21 protein-coding genes are annotated in these 26123 nt (G+C 58.7%); 14 read left to right on the forward strand and 7 right to left on the reverse strand.

The genetic code is table 11. The annotated features are described in order from the left end of the window. Positions 1-24: 24 nt before the first annotated feature. From FHX05_RS01280 to FHX05_RS01325, 10 genes are all read left to right on the forward strand, one after another. A complete protein-coding gene (locus FHX05_RS01280; RefSeq protein WP_112400646.1) occupies positions 25-1101 on the forward strand; it encodes a BMP family ABC transporter substrate-binding protein in 1077 nt (358 codons plus the stop codon). Positions 1102-1242: 141 nt separating this feature from the next. Beyond that, positions 1243-2205, forward strand: a complete 963-nt coding sequence (ytfQ, locus tag FHX05_RS01285) for a galactofuranose ABC transporter, galactofuranose-binding protein YtfQ (protein WP_112338366.1) — start codon at positions 1243-1245, stop codon at positions 2203-2205. A 131-nt stretch (positions 2206-2336) separates the two neighbouring features. Further along, positions 2337-3860 (forward strand): galactofuranose ABC transporter, ATP-binding protein YtfR, encoded by a 1524-nt coding sequence (gene ytfR, locus FHX05_RS01290; RefSeq protein ID WP_183870446.1) that lies wholly within the window; start codon positions 2337-2339, stop codon positions 3858-3860. Beyond that, positions 3857-4885 carry an ABC transporter permease gene (locus tag FHX05_RS01295; RefSeq protein WP_112338368.1) on the forward strand — a complete coding sequence of 343 codons (1029 nt, stop codon included), beginning with the start codon at positions 3857-3859 and terminating at the stop codon, positions 4883-4885. The genes ytfR and FHX05_RS01295 overlap by 4 nt, the downstream gene beginning before the upstream one ends. Then, on the forward strand, positions 4882-5850 hold the full coding sequence (gene yjfF, locus FHX05_RS01300) for a galactofuranose ABC transporter, permease protein YjfF (RefSeq protein ID WP_112338369.1): 969 nt from the start codon (positions 4882-4884) through the stop codon (positions 5848-5850). The genes FHX05_RS01295 and yjfF overlap by 4 nt, the downstream gene beginning before the upstream one ends. 16 nt (positions 5851-5866) lie before the next feature. Continuing rightward, the gene (locus FHX05_RS01305) at positions 5867-6613 is read left to right on the forward strand and encodes a FadR/GntR family transcriptional regulator (RefSeq protein WP_183870447.1); all 747 of its coding nucleotides are present in this window, start codon (positions 5867-5869) and stop codon (positions 6611-6613) included. 100 nt (positions 6614-6713) lie between these two features. Next, positions 6714-8075, forward strand: coding sequence for a bifunctional UDP-N-acetylglucosamine diphosphorylase/glucosamine-1-phosphate N-acetyltransferase GlmU (gene glmU, locus FHX05_RS01310; protein WP_183870448.1), 1362 nt, complete (start codon positions 6714-6716; stop codon positions 8073-8075). Positions 8076-8189: 114 nt separating this feature from the next. Then, positions 8190-10016, forward strand: a complete 1827-nt coding sequence (gene glmS / locus FHX05_RS01315; RefSeq protein WP_183870449.1) for a glutamine--fructose-6-phosphate transaminase (isomerizing) — start codon at positions 8190-8192, stop codon at positions 10014-10016. A gap of 176 nt (positions 10017-10192) precedes the next feature. Then, positions 10193-10885, forward strand: a complete 693-nt coding sequence (locus FHX05_RS01320; protein ID WP_112610275.1) for a DUF502 domain-containing protein — start codon at positions 10193-10195, stop codon at positions 10883-10885. 241 nt (positions 10886-11126) lie between these two features. After that, positions 11127-12614 carry an esterase-like activity of phytase family protein gene (locus tag FHX05_RS01325; protein ID WP_246698858.1) on the forward strand — a complete coding sequence of 496 codons (1488 nt, stop codon included), beginning with the start codon at positions 11127-11129 and terminating at the stop codon, positions 12612-12614. 42 nt (positions 12615-12656) lie between these two features. Here the strand turns inward: FHX05_RS01325 and recG are convergent, their stop codons facing one another. After that, a complete protein-coding gene (recG, locus tag FHX05_RS01330) occupies positions 12657-14762 on the reverse strand; it encodes an ATP-dependent DNA helicase RecG (protein WP_183870450.1) in 2106 nt (701 codons plus the stop codon). Between the two features lie 172 nt (positions 14763-14934). On the opposite strand from recG, the gene FHX05_RS01335 reads away from it, so the two are divergent. Together FHX05_RS01335 and mfd are read left to right on the forward strand one after the other, a co-directional pair. Then, complete coding sequence (locus FHX05_RS01335) at positions 14935-15249, forward strand: succinate dehydrogenase assembly factor 2 (RefSeq protein ID WP_183871162.1); 315 nt, start codon at positions 14935-14937, stop codon at positions 15247-15249. Next, a complete protein-coding gene (mfd, locus tag FHX05_RS01340) occupies positions 15246-18746 on the forward strand; it encodes a transcription-repair coupling factor (protein WP_183870451.1) in 3501 nt (1166 codons plus the stop codon). Before FHX05_RS01335 ends, mfd begins: the two co-directional genes overlap by 4 nt. A 95-nt stretch (positions 18747-18841) precedes the next feature. Here mfd and FHX05_RS01345 read toward each other — a convergent pair whose 3' ends face one another. Next, on the reverse strand, positions 18842-19264 hold the full coding sequence (locus FHX05_RS01345) for a RidA family protein (protein ID WP_183870452.1): 423 nt from the start codon (positions 19262-19264) through the stop codon (positions 18842-18844). 163 nt (positions 19265-19427) lie between these two features. Between FHX05_RS01345 and FHX05_RS01350 the strand changes: the two genes are divergently transcribed. Beyond that, a complete protein-coding gene (locus FHX05_RS01350) occupies positions 19428-20015 on the forward strand; it encodes a TetR/AcrR family transcriptional regulator (RefSeq protein WP_183870453.1) in 588 nt (195 codons plus the stop codon). A gap of 80 nt (positions 20016-20095) precedes the next feature. Here FHX05_RS01350 and FHX05_RS01355 read toward each other — a convergent pair whose 3' ends face one another. Together FHX05_RS01355 and FHX05_RS01360 are read right to left on the reverse strand one after the other, a co-directional pair. Then, positions 20096-20767, reverse strand: a complete 672-nt coding sequence (locus tag FHX05_RS01355) for a DsbA family oxidoreductase (RefSeq protein ID WP_183870454.1) — start codon at positions 20765-20767, stop codon at positions 20096-20098. A gap of 93 nt (positions 20768-20860) precedes the next feature. Continuing rightward, the gene (locus FHX05_RS01360) at positions 20861-22672 is read right to left on the reverse strand and encodes an extracellular solute-binding protein (protein WP_183870455.1); all 1812 of its coding nucleotides are present in this window, start codon (positions 22670-22672) and stop codon (positions 20861-20863) included. A 264-nt stretch (positions 22673-22936) separates the two neighbouring features. Here FHX05_RS01360 and FHX05_RS01365 point away from each other — a divergent pair, with 264 nt between their 5' ends. After that, the gene (locus FHX05_RS01365; RefSeq protein WP_015339874.1) at positions 22937-23596 is read left to right on the forward strand and encodes an invasion associated locus B family protein; all 660 of its coding nucleotides are present in this window, start codon (positions 22937-22939) and stop codon (positions 23594-23596) included. 153 nt (positions 23597-23749) lie between these two features. Here the strand turns inward: FHX05_RS01365 and hspQ are convergent, their stop codons facing one another. The 3 genes from hspQ to FHX05_RS01380 form a co-directional block, all read right to left on the reverse strand. Continuing rightward, a complete protein-coding gene (gene hspQ, locus FHX05_RS01370) occupies positions 23750-24079 on the reverse strand; it encodes a heat shock protein HspQ (protein WP_015339875.1) in 330 nt (109 codons plus the stop codon). Positions 24080-24288: 209 nt separating this feature from the next. Beyond that, positions 24289-25698, reverse strand: a complete 1410-nt coding sequence (gene glnA / locus FHX05_RS01375) for a type I glutamate--ammonia ligase (RefSeq protein WP_112400637.1) — start codon at positions 25696-25698, stop codon at positions 24289-24291. A 62-nt stretch (positions 25699-25760) separates the two neighbouring features. Next, positions 25761-26099 (reverse strand): P-II family nitrogen regulator, encoded by a 339-nt coding sequence (locus tag FHX05_RS01380; protein WP_015339877.1) that lies wholly within the window; start codon positions 26097-26099, stop codon positions 25761-25763. Positions 26100-26123: the final 24 nt, after the last annotated feature.

Below are 26123 nucleotides of genomic sequence, written 5' to 3' on the forward strand. Positions count from 1 at the left end.
CATGTCAAACCAGTAGGGGTAACCATGAAAAAACTAGCACTCGCCCTCACAACGACAGCCGCTGCCATCGTTGGTTTCGCTGCCGCCGCTGAAGCGGCACCGACCAAGGTCTGCTTCGTCTATGTCGGTTCGCACACGGACGGCGGTTATTCGCAGGCGCACGATCTCGGCCGTCAGCAGATCCAGAAGGAATTTGGCAACAAGATCGAGACGCCCTATCTAGAAAACGTACCGGAAGGCCCGGATGCCGAGCGCGCCATCGAGCGTCTTGCCCGTTCCGGCTGCTCGCTGATCTTCTCGACTTCGTTCGGCTTCATGGATGCGACCGTCAAGGTTGCCGCCAAGTTTCCGAAGGTGAAGTTCGAACATGCGACCGGCTTCAAGAGCGGCCCGAATCTCGCAACCTACAACTCGCGCTTCTATGAAGGCCGCTATATCCTCGGCCAGATCGCCGCCAAGATGTCGAAGAACCATGGCGCTGCCTACATCGCGTCCTTCCCGATTCCGGAAGTGGTGATGGGTATCAACTCCTTCGAACAGGGCGCCCGTTCGATCGATCCGAGCTTCAAGCTGAAGGTCGTATGGGTCAACACCTGGTTCGACCCGGGCAAGGAAGCCGATGCAGCCAAGGCCATGGTCGACCAAGGTGTCGATATCCTGACGCAGCACACCGATACGACGGCGCCGATGCAGGTGGCTGAAGAGCGCGGCATCCATGCTTTCGGTCAGGCTTCTGACATGATCAAGGCTGGCCCGAAGGCGCAGTTGACGGCGATTATCGACACCTGGGGTAACTACTACTCCAAGCGCGTTCATGCGCTGCTCGATGGCACGTGGAAGTCCGAGCAGAGCTGGGACGGCCTGAAGGACGGCATCCTGAAGATGGGCGACTATACGAATATGCCAGACGACGTGAAGAAGATGGCTCAGGAAACCGAAGCCAAGATCAAGTCAGGCGAGCTTGCTCCCTTCACCGGCCCCATCAACAAACAGGACGGTACGCCCTGGCTCAAGGCCGGCGAAAAGGCCGATGACGGGACGTTGCTCGGCATGAACTTCTACATCGAAGGCGTGGACGACAAGCTGCCGGCTTCTAAGTAAGCAGACGAAATAGTTTAAGTTGAAAAGGGGCGTTCAAAACGCCCCTTTTTGTTGCGCTGCAACATCGAATGCTGATTTACAAAAGTATTACTATATGATTTTTAAACCATGGCCTGAGGAAATGGCCTTTGGGAGGAAATCATGAAGTTGAAGACTGCACTGATCAGTGCGACGATGCTCGCTGCCTGCATGTTCACATCGGCATCGGCTAAAGACCTGGTCGTCGGATTCTCGCAAATCGGTTCGGAGTCTGGTTGGCGTGCGGCCGAAACGACGCTGACGAAGCAGGAAGCCAAGAAGCGCGGCATCGATCTGAAGTTCGCCGACGCGCAGCAGAAGCAGGAAAACCAGATCAAGGCGATCCGGTCCTTCATCGCGCAAGGCGTTGATGCGATCCTGCTGGCACCGGTCGTCGAAACCGGCTGGGATGCTGTCCTGAAGGAAGCCAAGGAAGCCAAGATCCCGGTCATTCTGCTTGACCGCACGGTTGCTGCACCGAAGGACCTTTATCTGACAGCTGTCACGTCCGACCTGGTTCATGAAGGCAAGGTCGCCGGTGACTGGCTCGTAAAGACGGTCGGCGACAAGAAGTGCAACATCGTCGAGCTGCAGGGCACGACGGGCTCCTCGCCGGCCATCGCCCGCAAGAAGGGCTTCGAGGAAGCCATCAAGGGTCACGACAACCTGAAGATCGTTCGCAGCCAGACCGGTGATTTCACCCGCGCCAAGGGCAAGGAAGTCATGGAAAGCTTCCTGAAGGCTGAAAACGGCGGCAAGGATATCTGCGCGCTCTACGCCCATAACGACGATATGGCCGTCGGCGCTATTCAGGCGATCAAGGAAGCTGGCCTGAAGCCGGGCAAGGACATCCTGACCGTGTCGATCGATTCGGTTCCGGATCTCTTCAAGGCCATGGCTGCCGGTGAGGCGAACGCAACCGTTGAGCTGACGCCGAACATGGCAGGTCCTGCCTTCGACGCGCTCGATGCGTATTTGAAGACCAAGAAAGAGCCGCCGAAGTGGATCCAGACGGAATCCAAGCTCTATACCCAGGCGGATGATCCGCAGAAGGTCTACGAGCAGAAGAAGGACCTCGGCTACTAAGACGAAAGCCCATCGCACCGGATCGGCAATGCCGCGCCGGTGCGATATCTTGTGCAAGATGCCGGCGCACCCACGGAATGCGCCGGCTATCGCTTTCGCAATTTGATTCATTCCAAGGAAATTCGCGCTTCATGGCTCACGACGTAGAGCGACTTCTGACGGCGACAGGTTTTTGTAAATATTTCCCCGGTTCGACCGCTCTCGATCATGTCGATTTCACATTGATGCGCGGCGAGGTCCATGCGCTTCTCGGCGAGAACGGTGCCGGAAAATCGACCCTGATCAAATGCATGACCGGCGCTTATCGTCGCGATGCGGGCACTCTGGTGCTCGATGGGGCGGAGATCGATCCGCATGATACGCTTGCCGCTCAGAAGCTTGGTATTGGAACCGTCTACCAGGAAGTGAACCTGCTGCTCAATCTGAGTGTCGCGGAAAACCTGTTTCTGGGCCGCCAGCCGCGACGGTTCGGGATGGTCAGCAGCCGCGTCATGAATAAGATGGCCAGAGATCTGGTGTCACAATATGGCCTGGATATCGATGTCAGCCGCCAGCTCGATCGCTTTTCGGTCGCCATTCAGCAGGTGATCGCCATCGCCCGCGCGGTCGATCTCTCCGGCAAGGTCCTCATTCTGGATGAGCCCACTGCGAGCCTGGATACGCATGAAGTCGAGATGCTGTTCGGTATCGTCAGGCGATTGAAGCAGCGCGGTCTGGGAATTGTCTTCATCACGCATTTCCTAGAGCAAGTTTACGAGATCTGCGATCGCATCACCGTTCTCCGCAACGGCCGCCTGGTCGGCACGCGCGATGCGCACGGTCTTCCGCGGCAGACTCTAATCGCCATGATGCTCGGCCGCGAACTCGCCGAGGCTGAAGGCACTATAAAGCAGAGCGAGACGGAAAGCGGCCCGGTCAGATATCATTTCACGAATTTCGGCAAACGCGGCAAGATCAAGCCGTTCGACATGGAGGTACGCGTCGGCGAAGTTGTGGGCATTGCGGGCCTGCTTGGCTCAGGGCGGACCGAGACCGCCGAAGTGCTCTTCGGCGTCGAGCGCGCCGACAGCGGCGAGGCGAAAATCGAAGGCAAGACCATTGCGCTTTCCAGTCCGCGCGCCGCGATCAAGAGCGGCTTCGGCTTTTGCCCGGAAGACCGCAAGACCGATGGGATCATCGGTGATCTCTCCATTCGCGAAAATATCGTTATGGCGCTACAGGCAAGGCGGGGCTGGGCAAGGCCTTTGCCGCGCAGCGAGCAGAACGCCATCGCCGATCGCTACATCAAGGCGCTGGATATCCGCACGACCGATCGGGAAAAGCCGATCAGGCTGCTTTCAGGCGGTAACCAGCAGAAGGCGATCCTTGCGCGATGGCTGGCGACCAATCCGAGCTTCCTCATCCTGGATGAGCCGACGCGCGGCATCGATGTCGGTGCCCATGCGGAAATCATTCGGTTGATCGAGGATCTTTGCCGGCAGGGAATGTCCCTGGTGGTCATTTCATCCGAACTTGAGGAGCTTGTCGCCTATAGTTCGCGCGTCCTCGTCCTGCGCGACCGCGAACATATTGCTGAGTTGGCCGGAAGTGAGATAACGGCTGGAAATATCGTCGAGGCCATCGCTACGGCGCAAAAGACGCGGGAGAAAGCATGAGCTCGCCAATCAAAACCTCCTTGCTTCGGCTGATGCCTCAGCTCATTGCGCTCGCGGTTATTCTTCTTTTGAATTTCATAATGTTCCCGCATTTCTTTCATCTGGAAGTTCAGAATGGAAGACTCTACGGGAGCTTGGTGGACGTACTCAATCGTGGTGCGCCGGTAGCGTTGCTTGCCATCGGCATGACGCTGGTCATCGCCACGAAAGGCATCGATCTGTCCGTCGGCGCGGTCATCGCGATCTGCGGCGCGGTTGCGGCATCCTCGATCGTTGCCGGCTACTCGCTTTCCTATACGCTGCTGTTGACGATCGGCGTCGGTCTGGCATGTGGGCTCTGGAACGGTTTCCTCGTCGCAGTACTCGATATCCAGCCGATCATCGCAACGCTGGTGCTGATGGTGGCGGGCCGCGGCATTGCTCAATTGATCACTGAGGGCGCGATCCTCACCTTCAACAATGACGGACTGATCTTTCTTGGTAGCGGCTCATTCGTCGCCCTGCCGATGCCGGTGGTGATCTGGCTTGTCGCTGCGCTTTTGGTGATCGCTTTGGTCCGGCGCACGGCTCTCGGAATGTTGGTCGAAGCCATCGGCATCAATCGCCGGGCAAGCACCTTGTCCGGTATCCGGACCCCGGTCCTGCTGATTGCGGTTTACGCGTTGAGCGGCCTTTGTGCCTCCATCGCGGGTATCATCGTTACGGCCGACATCAAGGGTGCGGACGCCAATAATGCCGGTCTGTGGCTTGAACTGGATGCGATCCTTGCGGTCGTGGTTGGCGGCAATTCGCTGCTCGGCGGTCGTTTCAGCATCGTCGGTTCGCTGATCGGCGCAATGATCATTCAATCGGTCAATACAGGCATCCTGCTCTCCGGCTTTCCGCCGGAATTCAATCTGGTGATCAAGGCGATTATCGTCATCGTCATTCTGGTCATCCAGTCTCCGGCGGTTCAATCCGCCACGTCATTCTTCTGGCGTCGCCGAGACGAGGGGCAGATGGTGCAAAAGGAGCAGGCAAAGTGAATTCGAAATATCTTCCGCTGCTTGCAACGATCCTCATCTTCATTCTGGCCTATATCGCCTGCGTGACGCAGTATCCGAACATGCTGTCGACGCGGGTGATGGGCAACCTGTTGACTGATAACGCATTTTTGGGAATTGCCGCCGTAGGCATGACCTTCGTCATCATCTCGGGCGGCATCGACCTGTCCATCGGCTCGATCATTGCCTTTACCGGTGTTTTCCTGGCTGTCATTCTGCGCGATACGGCGATCCACCCGTTGATCGCGTTCGTTCTTGTTCTTGTCATCACGACGATTTTTGGCGCCGGCATGGGTGCCATCATTCACTATCTCAGCATGCCGCCTTTCATCGTGACGCTGGCCGGCATGTTTCTGGCGCGGGGCATCGCCTTCGTGTTGTCGATCGACAGCATTCCGATCGAGCATGATTTCTATTCACAGCTCAACGACCTCTATTGGCTGATGCCCGGCGGCGGCCGGCTGACATTGATCGGCGGCCTCATGCTGCTCGTCTTTGCCGGCGGCATTGTGCTGGCGCAGCGCACCCGCTTCGGCGCCAATGTCTATGCTCTCGGTGGCGGCGCTCAAACGGCGGTGCTAATGGGTGTGCCTGTCGGCAAGACGACAATCCAGATTTATGCCCTTTCTGGATTTCTTGCTGGCCTATCCGGAATCGTTTTTTCTATCTATACATCTGCCGGATACTCGCTTGCCACGGTCGGTGTCGAACTCGATGCCATCGCTGCCGTGGTCATAGGGGGAACACTGCTGACGGGAGGAGCGGGATTCGTCGGAGGAACACTCATCGGAATTCTCATACAGGGCTTGATTCAGACCTACATCACCTTCGATGGAACGCTTTCCAGTTGGTGGACGAAGATATTGATCGGCTTGTTGCTGTTTGCCTTTATTCTGATGCAGAAGGGACTTCTGCTGCTTTCCCGCTTAAACCGACGATATGTCTGAGGGAGGGACAGAGCTCTTGCGAAACCGAATGCTTGAGACCGGAAAATCCGAGGGAAAATCGCGCACGAGCCACGCTCAAGTGGTCGATGAGTTGGGTAAGGCGATCGTCTCGGGTGCATTTCCGATCGGAAGCATTCTTCCCGGTGACAGCGAGCTTCTGCAACGGTTCAAGGTATCCCGCACGGTCCTGCGTGAAAGCATGAAGACATTGGCGGCAAAGGGGCTTGTGGTGCCGCGTGCGCGCGTCGGGACGCGCGTGACCGAGAAGATCCATTGGAACATGTTCGATAATGAAGTGCTCAATTGGCATTTCGAGAGCGGCGTCAACAAGGAATTTCTTCTTCATCTTTACGATATACGCATGGCGTTCGAGCCTTTCGCCGCGAGTCTGGTGGCGAAGAGGGCCAGCCGAGAGAGTATTGAACTGCTTCGCAATCTTGCGGCCGCCATGGCGGCGCCGCACCATACATCCGATAGCCTCGCAGTCGCCGATTTGCATTTCCACTTGGCAATTACTGAGGCTTCACAAAATCCGTTCATGCGATCGCTGGGTGGGCTTATCAAAGCTGCACTGGTTGGCATGTTTCGCATGAGCGCGCCGCCGTCAACCAATGGCTTCGCCAATATTGCTGATACGCATATGGCCATAGTGGACGCGATAGCGGCACGGGACGGCCTTGCTGCCCATAAGGCGATGGAATTTGTGATCATCGATGGGCGTCAGCATGTCCTCGAAGCTTTCGAGGCTCTTGCCGAGGCCTGAGGTCGCCTTGAATTTCGCCGTAGTTCATCGCTCGACTTGTTGATATGAGGGGACTCGCTCGGCCTGTGCCGACGCTTGACCGTACATCTCGGAGCCTGAAATGGAACGCAGCTGCCTCGCCATCATCCTCGCCGCCGGTGACAGCACCCGCATGAAGTCATCGATGTCGAAGGTCCTGCATCCGATTGCCGGGCGCCCGATGATCGCCCATGTCATGGATGCGATCTCCAAGACCGGGATTTCGGCGGCGGCGCTGGTTGTCGGGCGCAATGCGGATGAAGTCAGCGCGGCAGCGTCGATCGGCGGCATCACCATCGAATCCTATCTTCAGAAGGAACGTCTCGGCACGGGCCATGCCGTGCTGGCGGCGCGCGAGGCGATTGCCCGTGGATATGACGATATTATCGTTGCCTACGGAGACGTCCCTCTGCTGACCGATGTGCCGCTTCGGGCCGCCCGCCAGGGACTGGCCGATGGTAACGACATCGTCGTCATCGGGTTTCATACGGAACATCCCAACGCCTATGGCCGGTTGCTGGTCAAGGATGGCGAGCTGATCGCCATTCGAGAAGCCAAGGATGCAACCGATGCCGAACTCGCGATAAAATGGTGCAATAGCGGGCTGATGGCGATCAACGGCCGCAAGGCGCTGGAGCTTCTCGACCGCATCGGCAACAACAATGCCAAGGGCGAATATTACCTCACCGATCTCGTCGAAATCGCCCGCTCGCTTGGCGGACGCTCCGTTGCCGTCGATGCGCCCGAAGTCGAGATGACAGGCTGCAACAACCGCGCCGAACTTGCCTTCATCGAGCGCCTCTGGCAGGAGCGCCGCCGGCATGAGGTGATGCTGTCGGGCGTGACCATGATAGCGCCGGAAACCGTTTTCCTCGCCTATGACACCGTGATCGGCCAGGATGCGCTGATCGAGCCGAATGTCGTCTTCGGTCCGGGCGCGGTCATCGAGGGGGGCGCAGTCATTCATGCCTTCTCGCACATCGAGGGCGCCCATGTCAGCGCTGGAGCGACAGTCGGACCTTTTGCACGGCTGCGCCCGGGCGCCGATCTCGCCGGTGGCGCCAAGGTCGGCAATTTCTGCGAGGTCAAGAACGGCAAGATCGGCGAGGGCGCCAAGGTCAATCATCTGACCTATATCGGTGATGCGACGATCGGAGCCGGAAGCAATATCGGCGCGGGTACGATCACTTGCAATTATGACGGCGTCAACAAGCATGAAACGCATATCGGCGCCAACGCTTTCGTCGGTTCCAATTCGTCGCTGGTTGCGCCCATCCGCATCGGCGACGGCGCATATATTGCTTCCGGCAGTGTCATCACCGAGGATGTTCCGGCCGATGCGCTGGCCTTCGGTCGGGCTCGTCAGGAAGTAAAGCCGGAGCGGGCCAAGGTGATCCGCGAGCGAGCCCTTGCCATCAAGGCAGCGAAAAAGGGCGGCCACTAAACTCTCGCGCGTTGACGTAACGGTCGGAAATCGAAAGTGACCGTTGTGGCAATTGAGAAAATTGCAGGAATGATTAGGACTTGCCTTCATATCTGAGGCCAGACGGAGAGCTGTATGTGCGGTATTGTTGGGATCGTCGGAACGAAGCCTGTGGCGGAGCGTTTGGTGGACGCGCTGCGGCGGCTCGAGTACCGCGGCTATGATTCGGCTGGAGTCGCGACGATCCATGACGGCGTGATGGATCGCCGCCGCGCGGAAGGAAAGCTCTTCAATCTGGAGAAGCGGCTGGAGACGGATCCTCTGCCTGGCACGACGGGCATTGCGCACACGCGCTGGGCAACCCACGGTGTTCCGAATGAAATCAATGCCCACCCGCATTTCGTGGAAGGCGTTGCCGTCGTCCATAACGGCATCATCGAAAACTTCTCCGAGCTGCGCGAAGAGCTGAAGACCGAAGGGCAGGAATTTGCCTCGCAGACGGATACGGAAGTCGTCGCCCATCTTCTGGCCAAATATGTCCGCGAGGGCTTGGACGCACGTACAGCCATGCTGAAAATGCTGAACCGCGTGACCGGCGCCTACGCATTGGCCGTTATGTTCCAGAATGATCCTGACACGTTGATGGCGGCGCGTTCTGGCCCGCCGCTTGCCGTGGGTTACGGCAAGGGCGAGATGTTCCTCGGTTCGGATGCAATCGCCCTTGCGCCCTTCACCAATGAGATCAGCTATCTCGTCGACGGCGACTGCGCGATCGTCACCCATGCCGGCGCAACCATTCTCGATTTCAACGGCAATGAAGTGACTAGGCCGCGGCAGATTTCGCAGGCAACCGCCTATGTGGTCGACAAGGGCAATCATCGCCACTTCATGGAAAAGGAAATCTACGAACAGCCGGAGGTCATCTCCCATGCGCTGAGCCATTACGTCGATTTCGCCAGCCATCGTGTGCGCCCGGATGTCTCGGCCATCGATTTCGGCGGGGTTTCCGGCCTTGCGATATCAGCCTGCGGCACCGCCTATCTCGCCGGCCTGGTGGGTAAATATTGGTTCGAGCGCTACGCGCGGTTGCCGGTCGAAATCGATGTTGCCTCCGAGTTCCGCTATCGCGAAATGCCGTTGTTGCAGTCGCAGGCGGCCCTTTTCATTTCCCAATCAGGCGAAACCGCGGATACCTTGGCGTCACTGCGCTATTGCCGGGATAACGGCCTGAAAATCGGTGCTGTCGTCAATGTGAGGGAATCGACCATCGCGCGCGAATCCGATGCCGTGTTTCCAATCCTGGCCGGCCCGGAAATCGGTGTCGCCTCGACGAAGGCTTTCACCTGCCAGCTTGCCGTTCTTGCCTCGCTGGCGATTGGAGCCGGCGTCGCTCGAGGTACCATCAGCGCTGAAAATGAACAGGAAATGGTGCGCCATCTCGTCGAGATGCCGCGTATCATGGCGAATGTTCTGAATATCATCCAGCCGCAGATGGAAAGCCTGTCGCGCGAGATCTCGAAGTTCAAGGATGTGCTCTATCTCGGCCGCGGCACCAGCTTCCCCCTCGCCATGGAAGGCGCGCTGAAGCTCAAGGAGATTTCCTACATCCACGCGGAGGGCTATGCGGCCGGCGAATTGAAGCATGGGCCGATTGCGCTGATCGACGAGAACATGCCCGTTATCGTCATCGCCCCGCATGACCGCTTCTTCGACAAGACCGTTTCCAACATGCAGGAAGTCGCGGCTCGCGGCGGCCGAATCATCTTCATCACAGATGAAATTGGCGCTGCCGCATCGACATTGCCGACCATGGCGACGATCACCTTGCCCGTCGTGGACGAGATCATAGCCCCGATCATATTCTCGCTGCCGATTCAATTGCTTGCCTATCATACGGCCGTGTTCATGGGCACGGATGTCGATCAGCCGCGCAATCTCGCCAAATCGGTCACCGTGGAATAGGATTCCTTCCGCCGCGCATTTGCCGTCACGTCCTCGTGAGTCGATCGCTTGTTGGGCTCACAGATCTGGCTAGCGGGTTGTATGCCGCGCTAATTTCTGGCACGATTCGCCCACAGAGATGGTGGGGAGGGTTTGCCGGGAAGCGGTAGCGACGGGACGGAGTTTTCGAGCGGCGAATGACTGAAAAACTCATCAAAATGTCCGTGACGACGCGGATCAGAAACAATTTCCTGGCCGGCCTGATTATCTGTGCCCCGATCGCCATTACCCTATGGCTGACCTGGTCCGTCGTCCATTGGGCCGATAGCTGGGTTCGCCCCTATATTCCCGCGCGCTACGATCCCGAAAGCTATCTGAACTTCGCCGTTCCCGGTACCGGCCTGGTGATCGCGATGATCTTCATCACGATCGTCGGCTTTCTGGCCAAGAACCTGATCGGTCAGAGCATCGTCCGCTTCGGCGAGTCGATCGTCAATCGCGTGCCGCTGGTGCGAACCATCTATAAGAGCGTCAAGCAGATCTTCGAGACTGTGCTCAAAGAGCAGGGCAGTTCGTTCAAGAAGGTAGGGCTGATCGAGTATCCGAGCCCCGGCCTCTGGTCCATGGTCTTCATATCCACGGATGCCAAAGGCGAGATCGCTTCGAAATTCAATGCCATGGGTCAGGACATGGTGGCGGTGTTCCTGCCACCGACGCCCGTACCGACGGCCGGATTTCTGGTTTTCGTTCCGCGCGAAAAGATCACGGTGCTCGATATGAGCCCTGAAGATGGCGCCAAGCTGCTGATTTCGGGCGGCCTTGTGGCGCCGGAATACGAGAAGCTGGTCGCAGCCAAGGAATTGCGGCAGCGGGTTCCCGTGGCTCCTTAACCTCAATTGCTCATCTTCTAATAGTTGGATCAATGCCTTCGCGTTCTGCGCGAATTGTCATGCCTCTATCATATTGACGCCTTAGATCGTCAGTCGGGGCAGATAATCGCACGTATCTCAGCATCGTATGTTCGGGGCACAGGCACCGAGCTGCGGTTCTCCAACGCGGTCCGAAACGGCCGGAGATGGATGTCGTTGCCTTCACAAAGTTTTTAATTAGGAGGATATGGTTTTGAGATATATGCGTTCGAAGAGCTTGCCGCTGCTGTCGGCAGCGCTTGCCACATTTGTTTTCACGGCTCCAATGCTGGCGCTGGCGGATAATTCCGTGACGATTGACGGTGTTAAGCTGGTCAATAAAGGCCGCGTCGCGATCGGCCGCATTCCGGCCAATCAGCGCGATAAGTTCGGTGAGACTTTCGGCTCCGGTTCAGGCATGTCAATCGACACCAAGAGCTGGACCCGCAACGCTGACGGCACCTACAAGGGCTCGCTGTGGCTGCTGCCGGACCGCGGCTATAATGTCGCCGGCACCACGGATTACCGTGCGCGTCTCAACACCATCGATATCAAGCTGACGCCGGTTGCCCCCGGTGCGACACCTCCAGCCGGCCAGGAACAGGCGGGCGTCGAAGCCAAGCTCGCGGATACGCTGCTGTTGAAAGACAACAAGGGCAACGAAACCACTGGCCTTGACCCAGCCAACGGCGCTCGCCAGGCGGAAGGCGGCTTGCCACTTTTGCCACAGGCACCAAACGGTAAGGTCTCGCTCGACAACGAAGCCATTGCCCGGCTGCCCGATGGTTCGATGTTCATCAGCGATGAATACGGTCCCTATATCTACCGCTTCTCGGCGGATGGGCTGATGATCTCGGCCACGGCACCACCGGCCGCGTTTCTGCCGATGCGCCACGGCGCCGTGAATTTTTCCTCGAACAATCCCGGCCCTGGCGAAACCGCTCCCGATCCGAAAGATCCGACCAGCGGGCGCCAGAACAACCAAGGCTTCGAGGGCATGTCTCTGACCCCGGACGGTAAGTTCCTGATCGTCGTGCTCCAGTCCGCGACTCGCCAAGATGGCGGCGATTCCAGCTCCACGCGCCAGAATACCCGCGCGCTTGTCTATGATGCCGCCGACTCTGCAAATCTGAAGCTGGTGCACGAATATGTCGTGCCTCTGCCGGTGTTCACCAATGAGAAGGGTAAGACAGCCGTTGCCGCCCAGAGCGAAATCGTGGCGCTCTCACCGACAAGCTTCCTGATGCTGGCGCGCGATAGCAACAATGGCTACGGCCAGAAGGGCGATAAGTCGCTCTATCGCAGCGTTGTGGCTGTCGATGTTTCCGCTGCCACCGATATTGCCGGCGGCAAGTTCGACGGCGACACAGCTGTCGCGCCGAAGGGCGTTCTTGATCCTTCAGTCAAGCCGGCGGTAGTCAGCAATTTCATCGATATCAACGACAGCGCCGATCTAGCGCGCTTTGGTCTGCATAACGGCGCGCCGAACGACAGAAACAACCTCTCGGAAAAGTGGGAGGCCATGTCGCTCGTCAGCGTTCAGGATCTGAAGCTGCCTGACGATTACTTCCTGTTCGTCGCCAATGACAACGACTTCATCACCCAGGATGGTTTCCAGGTCGGCGCTGCCTACAAGGATGATAGTGGCGCGGATGTCGATACCATGTTCCAGGTATTCCAGGTTACCATTCCCGGTCTCGCCGCAAAGTGATCTGATGAAACGCGGATGGACGCGGCTAACGCGTCCATCCGCCTACCCCGCTCGCAGGAAGCGGATCGCCTCGTCGCGGCGGAAGAGATAGAGCAGGGTGCGTACCGCACTGCCACGCTCACTGGTCAGTTCCGGATCGCGCTCGATGAGATAGGCGGCATCCTTGCGGGCGATTTCCAGGAGATCGGCATGAGCCTCGAGGCTGGCGATGCGGAAGCCTGGCGTGCCGGACTGGCGTGTCCCAAGAAGCTCACCTTCGCCGCGTAGCTTCAAGTCCTCCTCGGCAATGCGGAAGCCGTCTTCGGTCTCTCGCATGATCGACAGCCGGGCATGCCCGGTTTCGCCGAGCGGCCCTTTGTAAAGCAGAATGCAGGTCGAGGCCTCGTCGCCACGTCCGACGCGGCCGCGCAACTGATGAAGCTGTGCCAGGCCGAAACGTTCAGCATGTTCGATGACCATGATCGTCGCGTCCGGCACGTCGACGCCCACCTCGACGACCGTCGTGGCCACCAGTAGGCGGATCTCGCCGTTCTTGAACGCCATCATCACAGCGTCTTTCTCCGGGCCGCTCATCCGGCCATGGATGAGACCGATGCTTGGGCCGAGCGCCTTGGTCAGTGTCTCATGCCGCTCCTCCACCGACATTAAATCGGATTCTTCGGATTCCTCCACAAGTGGGCATATCCAATAGGCTTTTTTACCTTCCGCTAGCGCACTCCTTAGGCGCGCGACGATGTCGCCGGTTCGTTCATTCGGAATGGTGATCGTCTGGATCGGCTTGCGGCCCGCGGGCTTCTCGGTGAGCTTCGAAACGTCCATGTCGCCGAATGCGGCCAGCACCAGCGTTCGCGGTATCGGCGTTGCGGTCATAACGAGCATGTGGGGCGAAATGCCCTTCGCAGTCAGCCGCAGGCGCTGATGGACGCCGAAGCGATGCTGCTCGTCGACGACGGCCAGCATGAGGTTGGCATAGGCGACGCTATCCTGAAACAACGCATGCGTGCCGATGATGATCTGCGCTTCGCCGGAGGCGATGCGCTCCAAGATCGCATCCCGTTCGCGCCCCTTCGTGCGGCCTGTGAGAACTTCGACGGAAAGGTTTGCACTTGCTGCGAATTTCGAAATTGTTGCGTAATGCTGGCGGGCGAGAATTTCGGTCGGTGCCATCAGCACGGCCTGACCACCGCTTTCGATCACGGCGGCGATAGCCATCAGCGCCACCAGCGTCTTGCCCGCGCCGACGTCGCCCTGCAGCAGCCGCAGCATGCGCTCGGTGCCCGCCATATCCTTGAGAATATCGGCAACCGCATCGTGCTGGCTATTCGTCATCGAGAAGGGTAGGGATTCCAGTATCTTGCCGCTGATTTCTCCAGTTGCATGCACGGGTTGACCGGCAACCTTGCGCAACCTCTGGCGCACCAGCGAGAGTGACAATTGCCCCGCCAGGAATTCGTCATAGGCCAGCCGACGCCGCGCTGGTGCCTGCGGATCGATATCGGCCGCATCCCTGGGCGCATGCAGCATGTGGAAGGCATCGGAGATCGAGGGAAAGCCCGGCTTCTGCGTCAGAGCAATATCATCCCACTCGGGCAGCTGCGGAATGCGCGGCAATGCTGCCTCTATCGTCTTGCGCAGGAACTTCGGCGTAAGCCCGGCGGTTAACGGATAGACCGGCTCGACGAGCGGCAGGTTTTCGGCCTCGCTCTCGCGCATGATATAATCCGGATGCACCATGGACGGGCGGCCGTTGAACCAGTCGACCTTGCCACTGACGGTAACGGTTTCATCGATCGGCAGCTGCTTTTCGAGCCACTGTGCCTTGCCACGAAAAAAGACCAGCGCAAGTTCGCCTGTCTCATCGTGCAGATAGACACGATAAGGCACATTGCTGCGCGGGTTGGGCGGCGGCTGATGTCGGTCAACACGACCGGTTATGGTAACAATGGCGCCCTGCGGTGCTCTCGCGATACCAGGCTGCTCGCGCCGGTCGATGATCGAATGCGGCGCGTGGAAAATAAGGTCGATGACGCGGCAATCGTCGATCGTCTCGCGATCGAGCAGCTTCACCAGCAGCTCGGATACCTTCGGCCCGACGCCTGATAGCGAAGAAATGGAGGCAAATAGCGGGTCGAGGATAGCGGGACGCATGGCCGGCAAAATGCGACGGGCGGGGCGTCCTTGGCAAGGGGCGGCGGAGAACTCGGCCGCATTGTATCAAACACTCCCCCGAAAATTGCGTTTCTGGCGCTTTTTTCTGAAAAACCGGTTCCCACCTTTGAGCGCTGGTTTTATAGAGACGCATCAACATAAAGGTGTTTTGATGACTGGGCTGACCCTCAGCAGTGCCGATCTCGATCCTCGCCGTCGGCGCATCCTTTTCCGTTGCTGGCATCGCGGCATCCGTGAGATGGATCTCGTCTTCGGCCAGTTTGCCGACAACGAGCTGCCGGGCCTCGCTGAAGCCGATCTCGATGAGCTCGAGCGCATCATGGCCGAAGAGGACAATGATCTTCTGAAATGGATCCTCGGTAGCGAGCCGACGCCGCAGCATCTGCGCACACCGCTCTTTGAGCGCCTGGCCTCCTACAAGCCCGATTTCGAAGAGATCGCCGAAAGGTTCGGATTAACCAAATGATCCCCGGTTTCGATGCGAAGAAGCTGCTCGCCGACAGCGAGCCGACAACGATCGGTCATGTTCCGGCCGGTCTTGAGCCGTTCCTGATTGCCGAAATGGCAAAGGCCGGTCAGCCGGTTGCCTATGTCATGTCCGACGGGCAGCACATGGCCGATGTCGAACAGATGCTCGGCTTCATCGCGCCTGAAATTCCGGTACTCACTCTGCCGGCCTGGGATTGCCTTCCCTATGACCGCGTTTCCCCAAGCTCCGACACCTCGGCCCGGCGCTTGGCGGCTTTGTCCGGCCTGATCGCGCATCATCGCAAGCCGCATGCAGCCATTGTGCTGGTGACCGTCAACGCCATGCTGCAGAAGGTCGCCCCGCAGGATATCATCGAAAGCCTGGCGTTCTCGGCACGTCCGGGGAACCAGGTCCGGATGGACGATATTGCGGCTCGTCTCGAGCGCAACGGCTTCGAGCGCGTGGCAACTGTGCGTGAGGTCGGCGAATATGCTGTGCGCGGCGGCATTCTTGACGTCTTCGTTCCGGGCACGGAAGAGCCGGTGCGCCTGGACTTCTTCGGCGATACGCTGGAGAGCATCCGCAGCTTCGATCCGGCCAGCCAGCGCACGACAGGGCAGGTGCGTTCGCTCGATCTCAATCCGATGAGCGAAGTGACGTTGACGCCGGATACGATCAGCCGCTTCCGCAAGAACTATCTCTCCGCCTTCGGCGCCGCCACGCGCGATGACGCTCTCTATCTCGCCGTGTCCGAAGGTCGGCGATATGCCGGCATGGAACATTGGCTGCCGCTGTTCTACGAGAAGCTCGAGACGGTCTTCGATTACCTTAAAGGCTTTCGCTTGGTCACGGATCACACCGGGCGCGAGGCGGCCGAGGAGCGCTCCAAGCTCGTCTTCGACTATTACGACGCCCGCCTTCAATCCGGCCAGCAGGCCAAGGGGCAGATGGCACAGGGCACGCCCTATAAACCAGTAACGCCCGGCCAGCTCTATCTCGATGGCAAGGCTTTCGGCAATGCGCTCGATGCCTTTGACGCTATCCGTATTTCGCCCTTCAACGAGCATGAGGGCGAGGCGCGTCGCGTCATCGAGCTAGATGCCCGCCAGGGGCCACGCTGGGCGCGGTCAGCGACCGACACAACCGATAGCGAGCGCGTCAACGTCTTCGATGCAGTCGTCAAGCATATCGCCGACAAGCGGGCTGCGGGCGGCAAAGTGCTGATTTCGGCCTGGACCGAAGGCTCGCTCGATCGCCTCCTGCAGGTGCTATCCGAACACGGGCTGGCGCGCGTCAAGACGATCGAGGCCTTCAAGGACCTTGGCGGCCTGGCGAAGGGTGAGGCGGCCGCGGCCGTGCTCAGCCTCGAAGCCGGTTTCGAAGCCGGCGATCTGATCGTTATCGGCGAGCAGGATATCCTCGGCGACCGCATGGTGCGCCGTTCCAAGCGCCGCAAGCGCGCCGCCGATTTCATCTCGGAAGTAGCAGGCCTGGATGAAGGCTCGATCGTCGTTCATGCCGAGCACGGTATCGGCCGTTTCGTTGGCCTCAGGACCATCGAGGCAGCCGGTGCACCGCACGCCTGCCTCGAGCTGCAGTATGCCGACGATGCCAAGCTGTTTCTGCCGGTCGAAAACATCGATCTACTCTCGCGCTATGGCGGCGAGGGCACCGAGGCGCAGCTGGATAAGCTCGGCGGCGGCGCCTGGCAGATGCGCAAGGCCAAGCTCAAGAAACGCCTGCTGGATATGGCCGGCGCCTTGATCCGCGTCGCGGCCGAACGCCTGACGCGGCATGCGCCTGTGCTCAGCACGCCGGACGGGCTGTATGACGAATTTGCCGCGCGTTTCCCGTATGACGAGACCGACGACCAGATGAACGCGATCGAGGCGGTGCGCGAGGATCTCGGCGCCGGCCGGCCGATGGACCGTCTCGTCTGCGGCGATGTCGGCTTTGGCAAGACGGAAGTGGCGCTGCGCGCAGCCTTCGTCGCTGCCATGAATGGCGTGCAGGTCGCCGTCGTCGTGCCGACGACGCTGCTTTCGCGCCAGCATTTCAAGACCTTTTCCGAGCGCTTCCGTGGGCTGCCGATCCGCATACAGCAGGCATCTCGCCTGGTCGGTTCCAAGGAACTGGCGCTCACCAAGAAGGAAGTGGCCGATGGCAAGACCGATATCGTTGTCGGCACCCATGCGCTCCTCGGCGCCGGCATCCAGTTCGCCAATCTCGGCCTGCTCATCATCGACGAGGAGCAGCATTTCGGCGTCAAGCACAAGGAGCGCCTGAAGGAGCTGAAGAGCGACGTGCATGTGCTGACGCTGTCGGCGACGCCGATCCCGCGCACCTTGCAGCTCGCGATGACCGGTGTACGCGAACTGTCGCTCATCACCACGCCGCCGGTCGACCGCATGGCGGTGCGCACCTTCATCTCGCCCTTCGATTCACTGGTCATCCGCGAAACGCTGATGCGTGAGCATTATCGTGGCGGCCAGAGCTTCTATGTCTGCCCGCGTCTTGCCGATCTCGCCGATATCCATGCCTTCCTGCAATCGGATGTGCCGGAGCTGAAGGTGGCGGTCGCCCATGGCCAGATGCCCGCCGGTGAGCTGGAAGACATCATGAATGCCTTCTACGAGGGGCGTTATGACGTGCTGCTATCGACGACCATCGTCGAATCCGGTCTCGACGTACCGACGGCCAACACGCTGATCGTCCACCGCGCCGACATGTTCGGCCTTGCCCAGCTCTATCAGCTCCGCGGCCGCGTCGGCCGTTCCAAGGTTCGGGCCTTCGCGCTGTTTACCCTGCCGGTCAACAAGGTTCTGACCACGACGGCGGAGCGCCGGCTCAAGGTGCTGCAGTCGCTGGATACGCTCGGCGCCGGCTTCCAGCTGGCGAGCCACGATCTCGATATCCGCGGCGCCGGCAATCTGCTGGGCGAAGAACAGTCAGGCCATATCAAGGAAGTTGGCTTCGAGCTCTACCAGCAGATGCTCGAGGAGGCCGTCGCCGAGGTCAAGGGCGTCGACGAGATCCAGGATACCGGCTGGTCGCCGCAGATCTCCGTCGGCACGTCTGTCATGATTCCGGACGACTACGTGCCCGATCTGCATCTGCGCATGGCCCTCTATCGCCGCCTCGGCGAGATCACGGAGCTGAAGGAGATCGACGGGTTCGGCGCCGAAATGATCGACCGTTTCGGTCCCTTGCCGATGGAGGTGCAGCACCTCCTCAAGGTCGTCTACATCAAGTCGCTGTGCCGCATCGCCAACGTCGAGAAGCTGGATGCCGGCCCGAAGGGTGTCGTCGTCCAGTTCCGCAACAAGGAATTCCCGAACCCCGCCAATCTCGTCGGCTACATCGCCAAGCAGGGCACCATGGCCAAGATCCGCCCCGACCACAGCGTCTTCCTGACCCGCGACCTGCCGACGCCGGAAAAGCGGCTGCAAGGAGCGGCAGTTGTCATGACGCAGCTGGCGGAGCTTGCGAAATAGGGTGGGCGCTCGCAGCGGCTTTGCCCCTGATGATGAACCCGGTATCCGGCCCGCCGCAACCCATTTTCCGCGGCAGGCCGAGATCGGACATCTCCTCAAGCCGCTTGTGGCTCGCGCATCTCCGCGGCATCCGGAATGCGCGCGATGACCTTGATTTCGAAATCGAAGCCCGCCAGCCAATTGACGCCGATCGCCGTCCAGTTCGGGTAGGGTTTTTCGGTGAAGATCCGGTTCTTGACGGCCATGATCGCACCGAACTGCCGCTCCGGGTCTGTGTGGAACGACGTGACATCGATGATGTCATCGAAGGTGCAGCCTGCCGCTTCCAAAGTTGCTCTCAGATTGTCGAAGGCGAGCTGGACCTGCTTTTCGAAATCCGGCTCCGGGCTTCCATCCGCGCGGCTGCCGACCTGGCCGGAGACGAACAGCAGATCGCCGGAGCGGATTGCGGCGGAATAGCCATGCTCCTCATAAAGCGCATGCCTGTTCTTCGGGAAGATTGCGTTACGTGTCGTCATAATGTTTGGCTTTCGTTGATGTGAAAAGATCGGAAGAACGCAAGCTCACGCGAGACTTCCAAACTGCCGCTTCGTTTGATATACGACATGTATGTGAAATATTCATATGCGCGACGTATGTCAATATTTCAAATACGAAACGTATGTGAAATTTGAGAGTGATATGGCAAAGCGCCTGGAAACCATGGAAGAAAATCGGAGCAAGCTGATTGCCGCTGCGCGGAAAGCCTTTGCGGAGAAAGGATTTGCGGCGGCCTCAATGGATGAGTTGACGGCGGATGTTGGCCTGACGAGAGGTGCCCTCTATCATAATTTCGGCGATAAGCGCGGCTTGCTCGCCGCCGTTGTCGATCAGATCGACAACGAACTGGCGCTGCGGGCGAAGGAGATCGGCGCGCAGGCGGATGGGGACTGGCAAGGTCTGCTTGCGGAAGGCGAGGCCTACATCAAGATGGCTCTCGATCCCGAAGTGCAGCGCATCGTCTTGCTCGACGGTCCGGCCGTTCTCGGCGACCCCTCGAAATGGCCCAGCCAGAACAGCTGTCTCGCCGGCACCCGGCAGACGGTCTCAAAACTTCTGGAACAAGAGGTGGTCAAGCCGGTCGATCCCGAGGCGGCTGCCCGGCTCATTTCCGGTGCGGCGCTGAATGCTGCCCTCTGGGTTGCTGCCAGCGATAATCCGGCGGAAGTGCTGCCCAAGGCGATAGAAGCCTTCCGGGCGATGGCTTCGGGACTACTGGTAAAAGCCTGATGTCGGTATGACGCGGCTACTTCCGCGAATCGCAGATCGCGGAAGCTCTTGCAGCTATGATCGAAAAAGCGGAATCCCGCTTAGTTCATCCCCGCCCGTGCTTCCGCTTTCATCTTGGCGATGTCGCGCAAGGCCTCGACGCGCACATCCGGTGTCTGCGCGCCGCTGATGGCATATTGCTGGTCGAAGATGAAGAAAGGAACGCCGTTGACGCCGATCTTCTGGGCGGCGTCGATCTCGCCGATGATGAGATCGCGGTCCGCATCGGAGGCTAGCAGCGTTGATATGACCGAGCGGTCGAGCCCGGCTTTTTCGGCAATATCGAGCAGTACGGCATGATCGCCGACATTGAGGCCCTCTTCGAAATTGGCCTTGAAGAGCGCATCGACCACCTTGTCCTGCTTTTCGCGGCTTTCGGTGACGGACCAGTGGATGAGGCGATGGGCATCGAGCGTGTTCGGGCCGATCTTGATGGCGTCAAAATCGAACTTGATTCCCACTTCGCGGCCGAGCTCGGTTAACATCTTGTGCCCCTCGGCGACACGCTCGGCGCCGCCAAGCTTTTGCTCCAGCGCCTTTTTCTGGTCGACGCCTTCGGGCGGATAGTCGGGATTGAGCCGATAGGGTCGCCAGTTGAGGTCGACGCCTACTTCGTCCTGCACCTCGGCAATGGCGAGCTCCAGGCGGGCCTTGCCGAGATAGCACCACGGGCAGACGACATCCGAGACGATGTCGATCGTGATGCGTTCCATGGTTTCATCCTTTCGGTTTTTCGCGCTGTTCTTCTCCATCTATGCCTTTGTGCCGATGGCTTCAACCGGTTACCGAAAGGGAACCGGCCGAGATTATTGCGCGGAAGCATCCCACCACGCAGGCAGATAGTACCCGTAAAGCGGCAGAACACCGGGATGGTTGACGCGGCTTCGCCGCGCTGCCCATTGTTGATCGATATGGTAGAGCGGCACTAGATAATATCCGGAAATCAGCATCCGATCGAAAGAACGCACGGCGTCGCGGAAATCCTCGGCCGAACGCGCCATCAGAAAATGCGATATCAGCGTATCGACATCGGGGTCTGCGACGCCGACGAAATTAAGGCTGCCTTCGGTCTTGGCGGCAGCGGAGCTCCAGCGCCCCACTTGCTCGATGCCCGGCGATAGCGACGAAGGGTAGGACTTGATGATCATGTCGTAGTCGTAGTTGATCGTCCGGAGCTGATATTGCGAATCATCGACCGTGCGAATCGTTACTGCAATGCCGAGCAATTCCAGAGATCGGCGATAGGGGATCGCCATGCGCTCCTGATCCGCATTTTGGGTCAATATTTCGAAGCTGAGCTGGCGGCCGTTCTTATCGACCATCTTCTCACCGCGGATTGTATAGCCACCCTCCTTGAGCAGGGCTACCGCCTCGCGCAGGATCTTGCGGTCACGCCCGGAACCGTCGCTGACGGGCAGCTTGTAGGTGCCATCGAGCACGTCCGGATCGATGCGGTCCTTGATCGGTCCCAGCATGGCGAGCTCATGCGGATCCGCTGGAATGCCGAACGACGAAAGATCGGAATTTTGCCAATAGCTCTCCGTGCGCTTGTAGGCGCCCGAATAGAGATTTCGGTTCAGCCATTCGAAGTCGAAGGCGAGGGTCAGTCCCTTGCGCACATTCTTGTCGGCAAACATCGGCCGCCGCGTATTGAAGACGAACCCCAACATGCCGCTCGGCGTTTTTGGCCTAAAGGTCTCCTTGATGATGGCGCCGGAAGTTACCGCAGGAAAATTGTAAGCCTGCTGCCAATGGCCCGGGCTGCCGTCGGGATAAATATCGACATCGCCTTTCTTGAAAGCTTCGAACAGCGTCGTGTCCTGCAGGAAGTAATTGACGGTGATTTCATCATAATTGTCGATGCCGACCTTCGACGGGAGGTTCTTGCCCCAGTAGTTAGAACGGCGCTCGAAGACGATGCGCTGGCCGGGATCGATGCTCTTAATCCTATAGGGGGCGGAGCCGATCGGAATGCGCAGGGAGGTCTGATCGAAACTATCCGTGTCGATCGCATGCTTCGGCAGAATCGGCAGCGACGAGGCGATGATGAGCGGCGTTTCGCGATTGGCTTTCTCGTTGAAGCGGATCATCACGCTGTGCTCACCAACCTTCTCCATGCTGGCGATGGTCTCAAGCCACGATGAAAACGGGACGCGGCCTTTGTCGCGAAGAAGCTGGAACGTGAAGATCACATCTTCCGGCGTCACCGGCTGCCCGTCTGACCATTTGGCATCAGGATTGAGGTTGAATTGAATATAGCTTCGGCTGTCGTCCCATTCGACCGTCTGCGCCAGCAGCCCATACAGCGTAAAAGGCTCGTCGCGCGAGCGCACCATCAGCGGTTCATAAACGAGATTACCGTATTCCGGGTCCCACATGCCCCGCGCCGTCGTGCGCATGCTCTTCAGAATGAAGGGGTTGAGATTGTCGAAAGTGCCGACGACGCCATAGCTGACGCGGCCGCCCTTTTTGACATCCGGATTGACATAGGGGAAATGCTTGAAGTCCACCGGCAGCGCCGGATCTCCATGCATGGCGATGCCGTAAAGCGGCTGAGCTGCCGCGGCATTGCACAAGGTTGCTAAGAACAGGAAGGCAGCGATCCGGAGCGCTTGCATGGCATCCTTTCCGGGAAGGGTATGATTCGGCCGAACATTATCATGAGCGTGCCGAATTCAACACGCGACTGCGGAAATCTTAGGACTTGGCAGAAAAGGCCAAAGAAAAGCTGGATATCCGTGCCAGTGCGATGTAACAGGGGTGCCGGGTTTCTCGGGTCATGTATTTGCCTTATTCATTCGACAGGTGGACGACGGTTTGACCCGAATTGCATGGGACGGCGCGCTGTCGTCCCGCAGCGGATTTCAGGAGGCGGTTTCGCTATGATGTTCAAGACTGACAACAAAATGCGGGCAGGTCTTTCTGCTCTGGCTCTCATGATTGGCGCGGCCATGCCGGCTGCCGCTTTCGCGCAGGATGCGTCCAACGCAGCTCCGGCCGATGGCGGTGGTGATCCCAACCAGCCGCGTCTGGGCTGGTACAAGACCTGCACCAAACAGGACGATGCCGACATCTGCATCGTGCAGAACCTGATCATGGCAAACAACGGCCAGCTCGTTACGGCTGTTGGCCTCATCTCCGTCGACGGCAAGGTAAACCGCAAGATCCTGCAGATCTCCGTTCCGACGGCCCGCCTCATTCCGCCGGGCATCACCATGCAGGTCGATGGCGGCAAGGGTCAGAAGCTCGATTACGCCGTCTGCCTTCCAGACAAGTGCACCGCGGAAGTCCCCGTGACGGACGCGATGATTGCTTCGCTGAAGAAGGGCACCGACGTCACCTTCACGTCTGTGAACTTCCGTCGCGCTCCGAACCCGATCAAGATCTCGCTGACCGGCTTCGGCGCCGCTTTTGACGGCCCGGCTATCTCCGACAGCAAGCTCGCCGAAAGCCAGAAGAGCCTGCAGGACAGCATGCAGAAGAAGGCTGAGGAAGCACGCAAGAAGCTGGAAGACGCTCAGAAGGCTGCCAAAGCGCAGTAAGCTTGCGGAATTTCATTATCCTATAAAAAAAAGCCCGGAGCGCTCCGGGCTTTTTCTTTGCGCAGGGGACGGCATGCGATGCTCGGAAGCCAAATAAAAAGGGAAGGCGTTGGGAGCGCCTTCCCTTTGGAATAGGATATATTTTAGCGGTGTTTAATGGGCAAAGCTCATCTTGGGCTTGAGCTGCCCGGTCGGGGCCTGGTCGAATATCTGAGCGACTTGCGGATTGCGCAAGGGAAGCCCGCTCTCATCGTTGATGAGGTTCTGCTCCGATACGTATGCGACATATTCCGTCTCGTCGTTTTCGGCGAGAAGATGATAGAAGGGCTGGTCCTTATCGGGACGCACTTCCGCGGGAATGGAATTCCACCATTCCTCTGTATTTGCGAATTCCGGATCGACATCGAAGATGACACCGCGGAAGGGGAACATCCGGTGTCGAACCACGTCGCCAATATTGAATTTTGCGTTTCGTTGTTTCATGGCACGACTTCCTTTCAAGCAATCATGTGGTGACTTTCACCACTGATATCAAGGATTTTGCCCTCATTCCTTCATTGAACTGTCACATTCGGCTCGGTTCTACGCCGAGCAGCAGCTCAATGTGAAGACGGTATTTGGAGGGACGCCTGCCACCGGCTTCCTCATAATGAGGAAAGCCCCGGCAAGGCCGGGGCTTTCGCAATTTTTTATTAGACCGAATAGTACATGTCATATTCGACCGGATGCGGGGTCATTTCGAAGCGCATGACTTCCTGCATCTTCAGTTCGATGAAGGCATCGATCTGATCATCGTCGAAAACGCCACCGGCGGTCAGGAACTTGCGGTCCTTGTCCAGGCTTTCCAGAGCTTCGCGCAGCGAGCCGCAGACCGTCGGGATCTTCTTCAGTTCCTTCGGCGGCAGGTCGTAGAGATCCTTGTCCATGGCCTTGCCGGGATGGATCTTGTTCTTGATGCCGTCGAGGCCGGCCATCAGCATGGCGGCGAAACCGAGATAGGGGTTGGCCGTCGGGTCAGGGAAGCGGACTTCGACGCGCTTTGCCTTCGGGTTCGAGCCGAACGGGATACGGCAGGAAGCCGAACGGTTGCGAGCCGAATAGGCGAGCAGAACCGGAGCTTCGTAGCCCGGAACGAGACGCTTGTAGGAGTTCGTCGACGGGTTGGTGAAGGCGTTGATCGCCTTGGCATGCTTGATGATGCCGCCGATGTAATAGAGGCAGGTTTCGGAAAGACCTGCGTATTCGTCGCCTGCGAATGTCGGCTTGCCGCCCTTCCAGACCGACTGGTGAACGTGCATGCCCGAGCCGTTGTCGCCGAAGATCGGCTTCGGCATGAAGGTTGCGGTCTTACCATAAGCATTGGCGACCTGGTGGACGACATACTTGTAAATCTGCATGCCGTCGGCGCTGCGTACCAGCGTATCGAACTTGATGCCGAGTTCGTGCTGGGCGGCTGCGACTTCATGGTGATGCTTTTCGACGGTAACGCCCATTTCTGTCAGAACCGTCAGCATCTCCGAACGCATGTCCTGGCAGCTGTCGATCGGCGGAACCGGGAAGTAACCGCCCTTGACGCGCGGACGGTGGCCGAGGTTGCCAGTTTCATAGTCGGTGTCGTCGTTGGACGGCAGTTCGCTGGAATCGAGCTTGAAACCGGTATTGTAGGGATCGGCCTTATACTTGACGTCATCGAAAACGAAGAATTCGGCTTCCGGGCCGAAGTAGGCGGTGTCGCCGATACCCGAAGCCTTGAGATAGGCTTCGGCTTTCTTAGCAGTGCCGCGCGGATCGCGGTTATAGGATTCGCCGGAGATCGGGTCTAGGATGTCGCAGAGAATGACCATCGTCGACTGCGCGAAGAATGGATCCATGTGGACCGTATCCGGATCCGGCATCAGCACCATGTCGGATTCATTGATGGCCTTCCAGCCCGCAATCGAGGAGCCGTCGAACATGACGCCATCGGCGAACATATCTTCGTCGACACAGACCACATCCATGGTGAGATGCTGCAGCTTGCCCTTCGGATCGGTGAAGCGCAGGTCGACGAACTTGACGTCGTTGTCCTTGATTTGCTTCAAAATTTCGCTTGCAGTCGTCATGAAATTACTTCCCTTGACATAGATGACGATTGAACGAGCCGCGGCCCGAAGGGCCGGGCGGATTAGATGGCGTCGATGCCCGTTTCGCCGGTACGAATTCGGATGACTTCTTCCACGTTGGAAACGAAAATCTTTCCGTCGCCGATACGCCCTGTTTGCGCGGCCTTGCGGATGGCCTCGATCACCGCCTCCGCATTTTCGTCCGCCAACACAACTTCGACCTTCACCTTCGGCAGGAAGTCGACGACGTATTCGGCGCCACGGTAAAGCTCCGTGTGGCCCTTCTGACGACCGAAGCCCTTCGCTTCCGTGACGGTGATGCCCTGCAGTCCGACTTCCTGAAGGGCTTCCTTCACTTCGTCGAGCTTAAAGGGCTTAATGATCGCTTCGATCTTTTTCATGAGAAAATGTCTCTCCGCTTCTCC

Source organism: Rhizobium sp. BK491 (assembly GCF_014194925.1).
GTDB lineage: Bacteria > Pseudomonadota > Alphaproteobacteria > Rhizobiales > Rhizobiaceae > Rhizobium.

What these genes read in the sequence shown, in the direction of transcription:
- FHX05_RS01280 (WP_112400646.1), top strand. Translation starts at nt 25, where the DNA reads ATGAAAAAACTAGCACTCGCCCTCACAACGACAGCCGCTGCCATCGTT.
- ytfQ (WP_112338366.1), top strand. Translation starts at nt 1,243, where the DNA reads ATGAAGTTGAAGACTGCACTGATCAGTGCGACGATGCTCGCTGCCTGC.
- ytfR (WP_183870446.1), top strand. Translation starts at nt 2,337, where the DNA reads ATGGCTCACGACGTAGAGCGACTTCTGACGGCGACAGGTTTTTGTAAA.
- FHX05_RS01295 (WP_112338368.1), top strand. Translation starts at nt 3,857, where the DNA reads ATGAGCTCGCCAATCAAAACCTCCTTGCTTCGGCTGATGCCTCAGCTC.
- glmU (WP_183870448.1), top strand. Translation starts at nt 6,714, where the DNA reads ATGGAACGCAGCTGCCTCGCCATCATCCTCGCCGCCGGTGACAGCACC.
- glmS (WP_183870449.1), top strand. Translation starts at nt 8,190, where the DNA reads ATGTGCGGTATTGTTGGGATCGTCGGAACGAAGCCTGTGGCGGAGCGT.
- FHX05_RS01320 (WP_112610275.1), top strand. Translation starts at nt 10,193, where the DNA reads ATGACTGAAAAACTCATCAAAATGTCCGTGACGACGCGGATCAGAAAC.
- FHX05_RS01325 (WP_246698858.1), top strand. Translation starts at nt 11,127, where the DNA reads ATGCGTTCGAAGAGCTTGCCGCTGCTGTCGGCAGCGCTTGCCACATTT.
- recG (WP_183870450.1), bottom strand. Translation starts at nt 14,762, where the DNA reads ATGCGTCCCGCTATCCTCGACCCGCTATTTGCCTCCATTTCTTCGCTA.
- FHX05_RS01335 (WP_183871162.1), top strand. Translation starts at nt 14,935, where the DNA reads ATGACTGGGCTGACCCTCAGCAGTGCCGATCTCGATCCTCGCCGTCGG.
- mfd (WP_183870451.1), top strand. Translation starts at nt 15,246, where the DNA reads ATGATCCCCGGTTTCGATGCGAAGAAGCTGCTCGCCGACAGCGAGCCG.
- FHX05_RS01345 (WP_183870452.1), bottom strand. Translation starts at nt 19,264, where the DNA reads ATGACGACACGTAACGCAATCTTCCCGAAGAACAGGCATGCGCTTTAT.
- FHX05_RS01350 (WP_183870453.1), top strand. Translation starts at nt 19,428, where the DNA reads ATGGCAAAGCGCCTGGAAACCATGGAAGAAAATCGGAGCAAGCTGATT.
- FHX05_RS01355 (WP_183870454.1), bottom strand. Translation starts at nt 20,767, where the DNA reads ATGGAACGCATCACGATCGACATCGTCTCGGATGTCGTCTGCCCGTGG.
- FHX05_RS01360 (WP_183870455.1), bottom strand. Translation starts at nt 22,672, where the DNA reads ATGCAAGCGCTCCGGATCGCTGCCTTCCTGTTCTTAGCAACCTTGTGC.
- FHX05_RS01365 (WP_015339874.1), top strand. Translation starts at nt 22,937, where the DNA reads ATGATGTTCAAGACTGACAACAAAATGCGGGCAGGTCTTTCTGCTCTG.
- hspQ (WP_015339875.1), bottom strand. Translation starts at nt 24,079, where the DNA reads ATGAAACAACGAAACGCAAAATTCAATATTGGCGACGTGGTTCGACAC.
- glnA (WP_112400637.1), bottom strand. Translation starts at nt 25,698, where the DNA reads ATGACGACTGCAAGCGAAATTTTGAAGCAAATCAAGGACAACGACGTC.
- FHX05_RS01380 (WP_015339877.1), bottom strand. Translation starts at nt 26,099, where the DNA reads ATGAAAAAGATCGAAGCGATCATTAAGCCCTTTAAGCTCGACGAAGTG.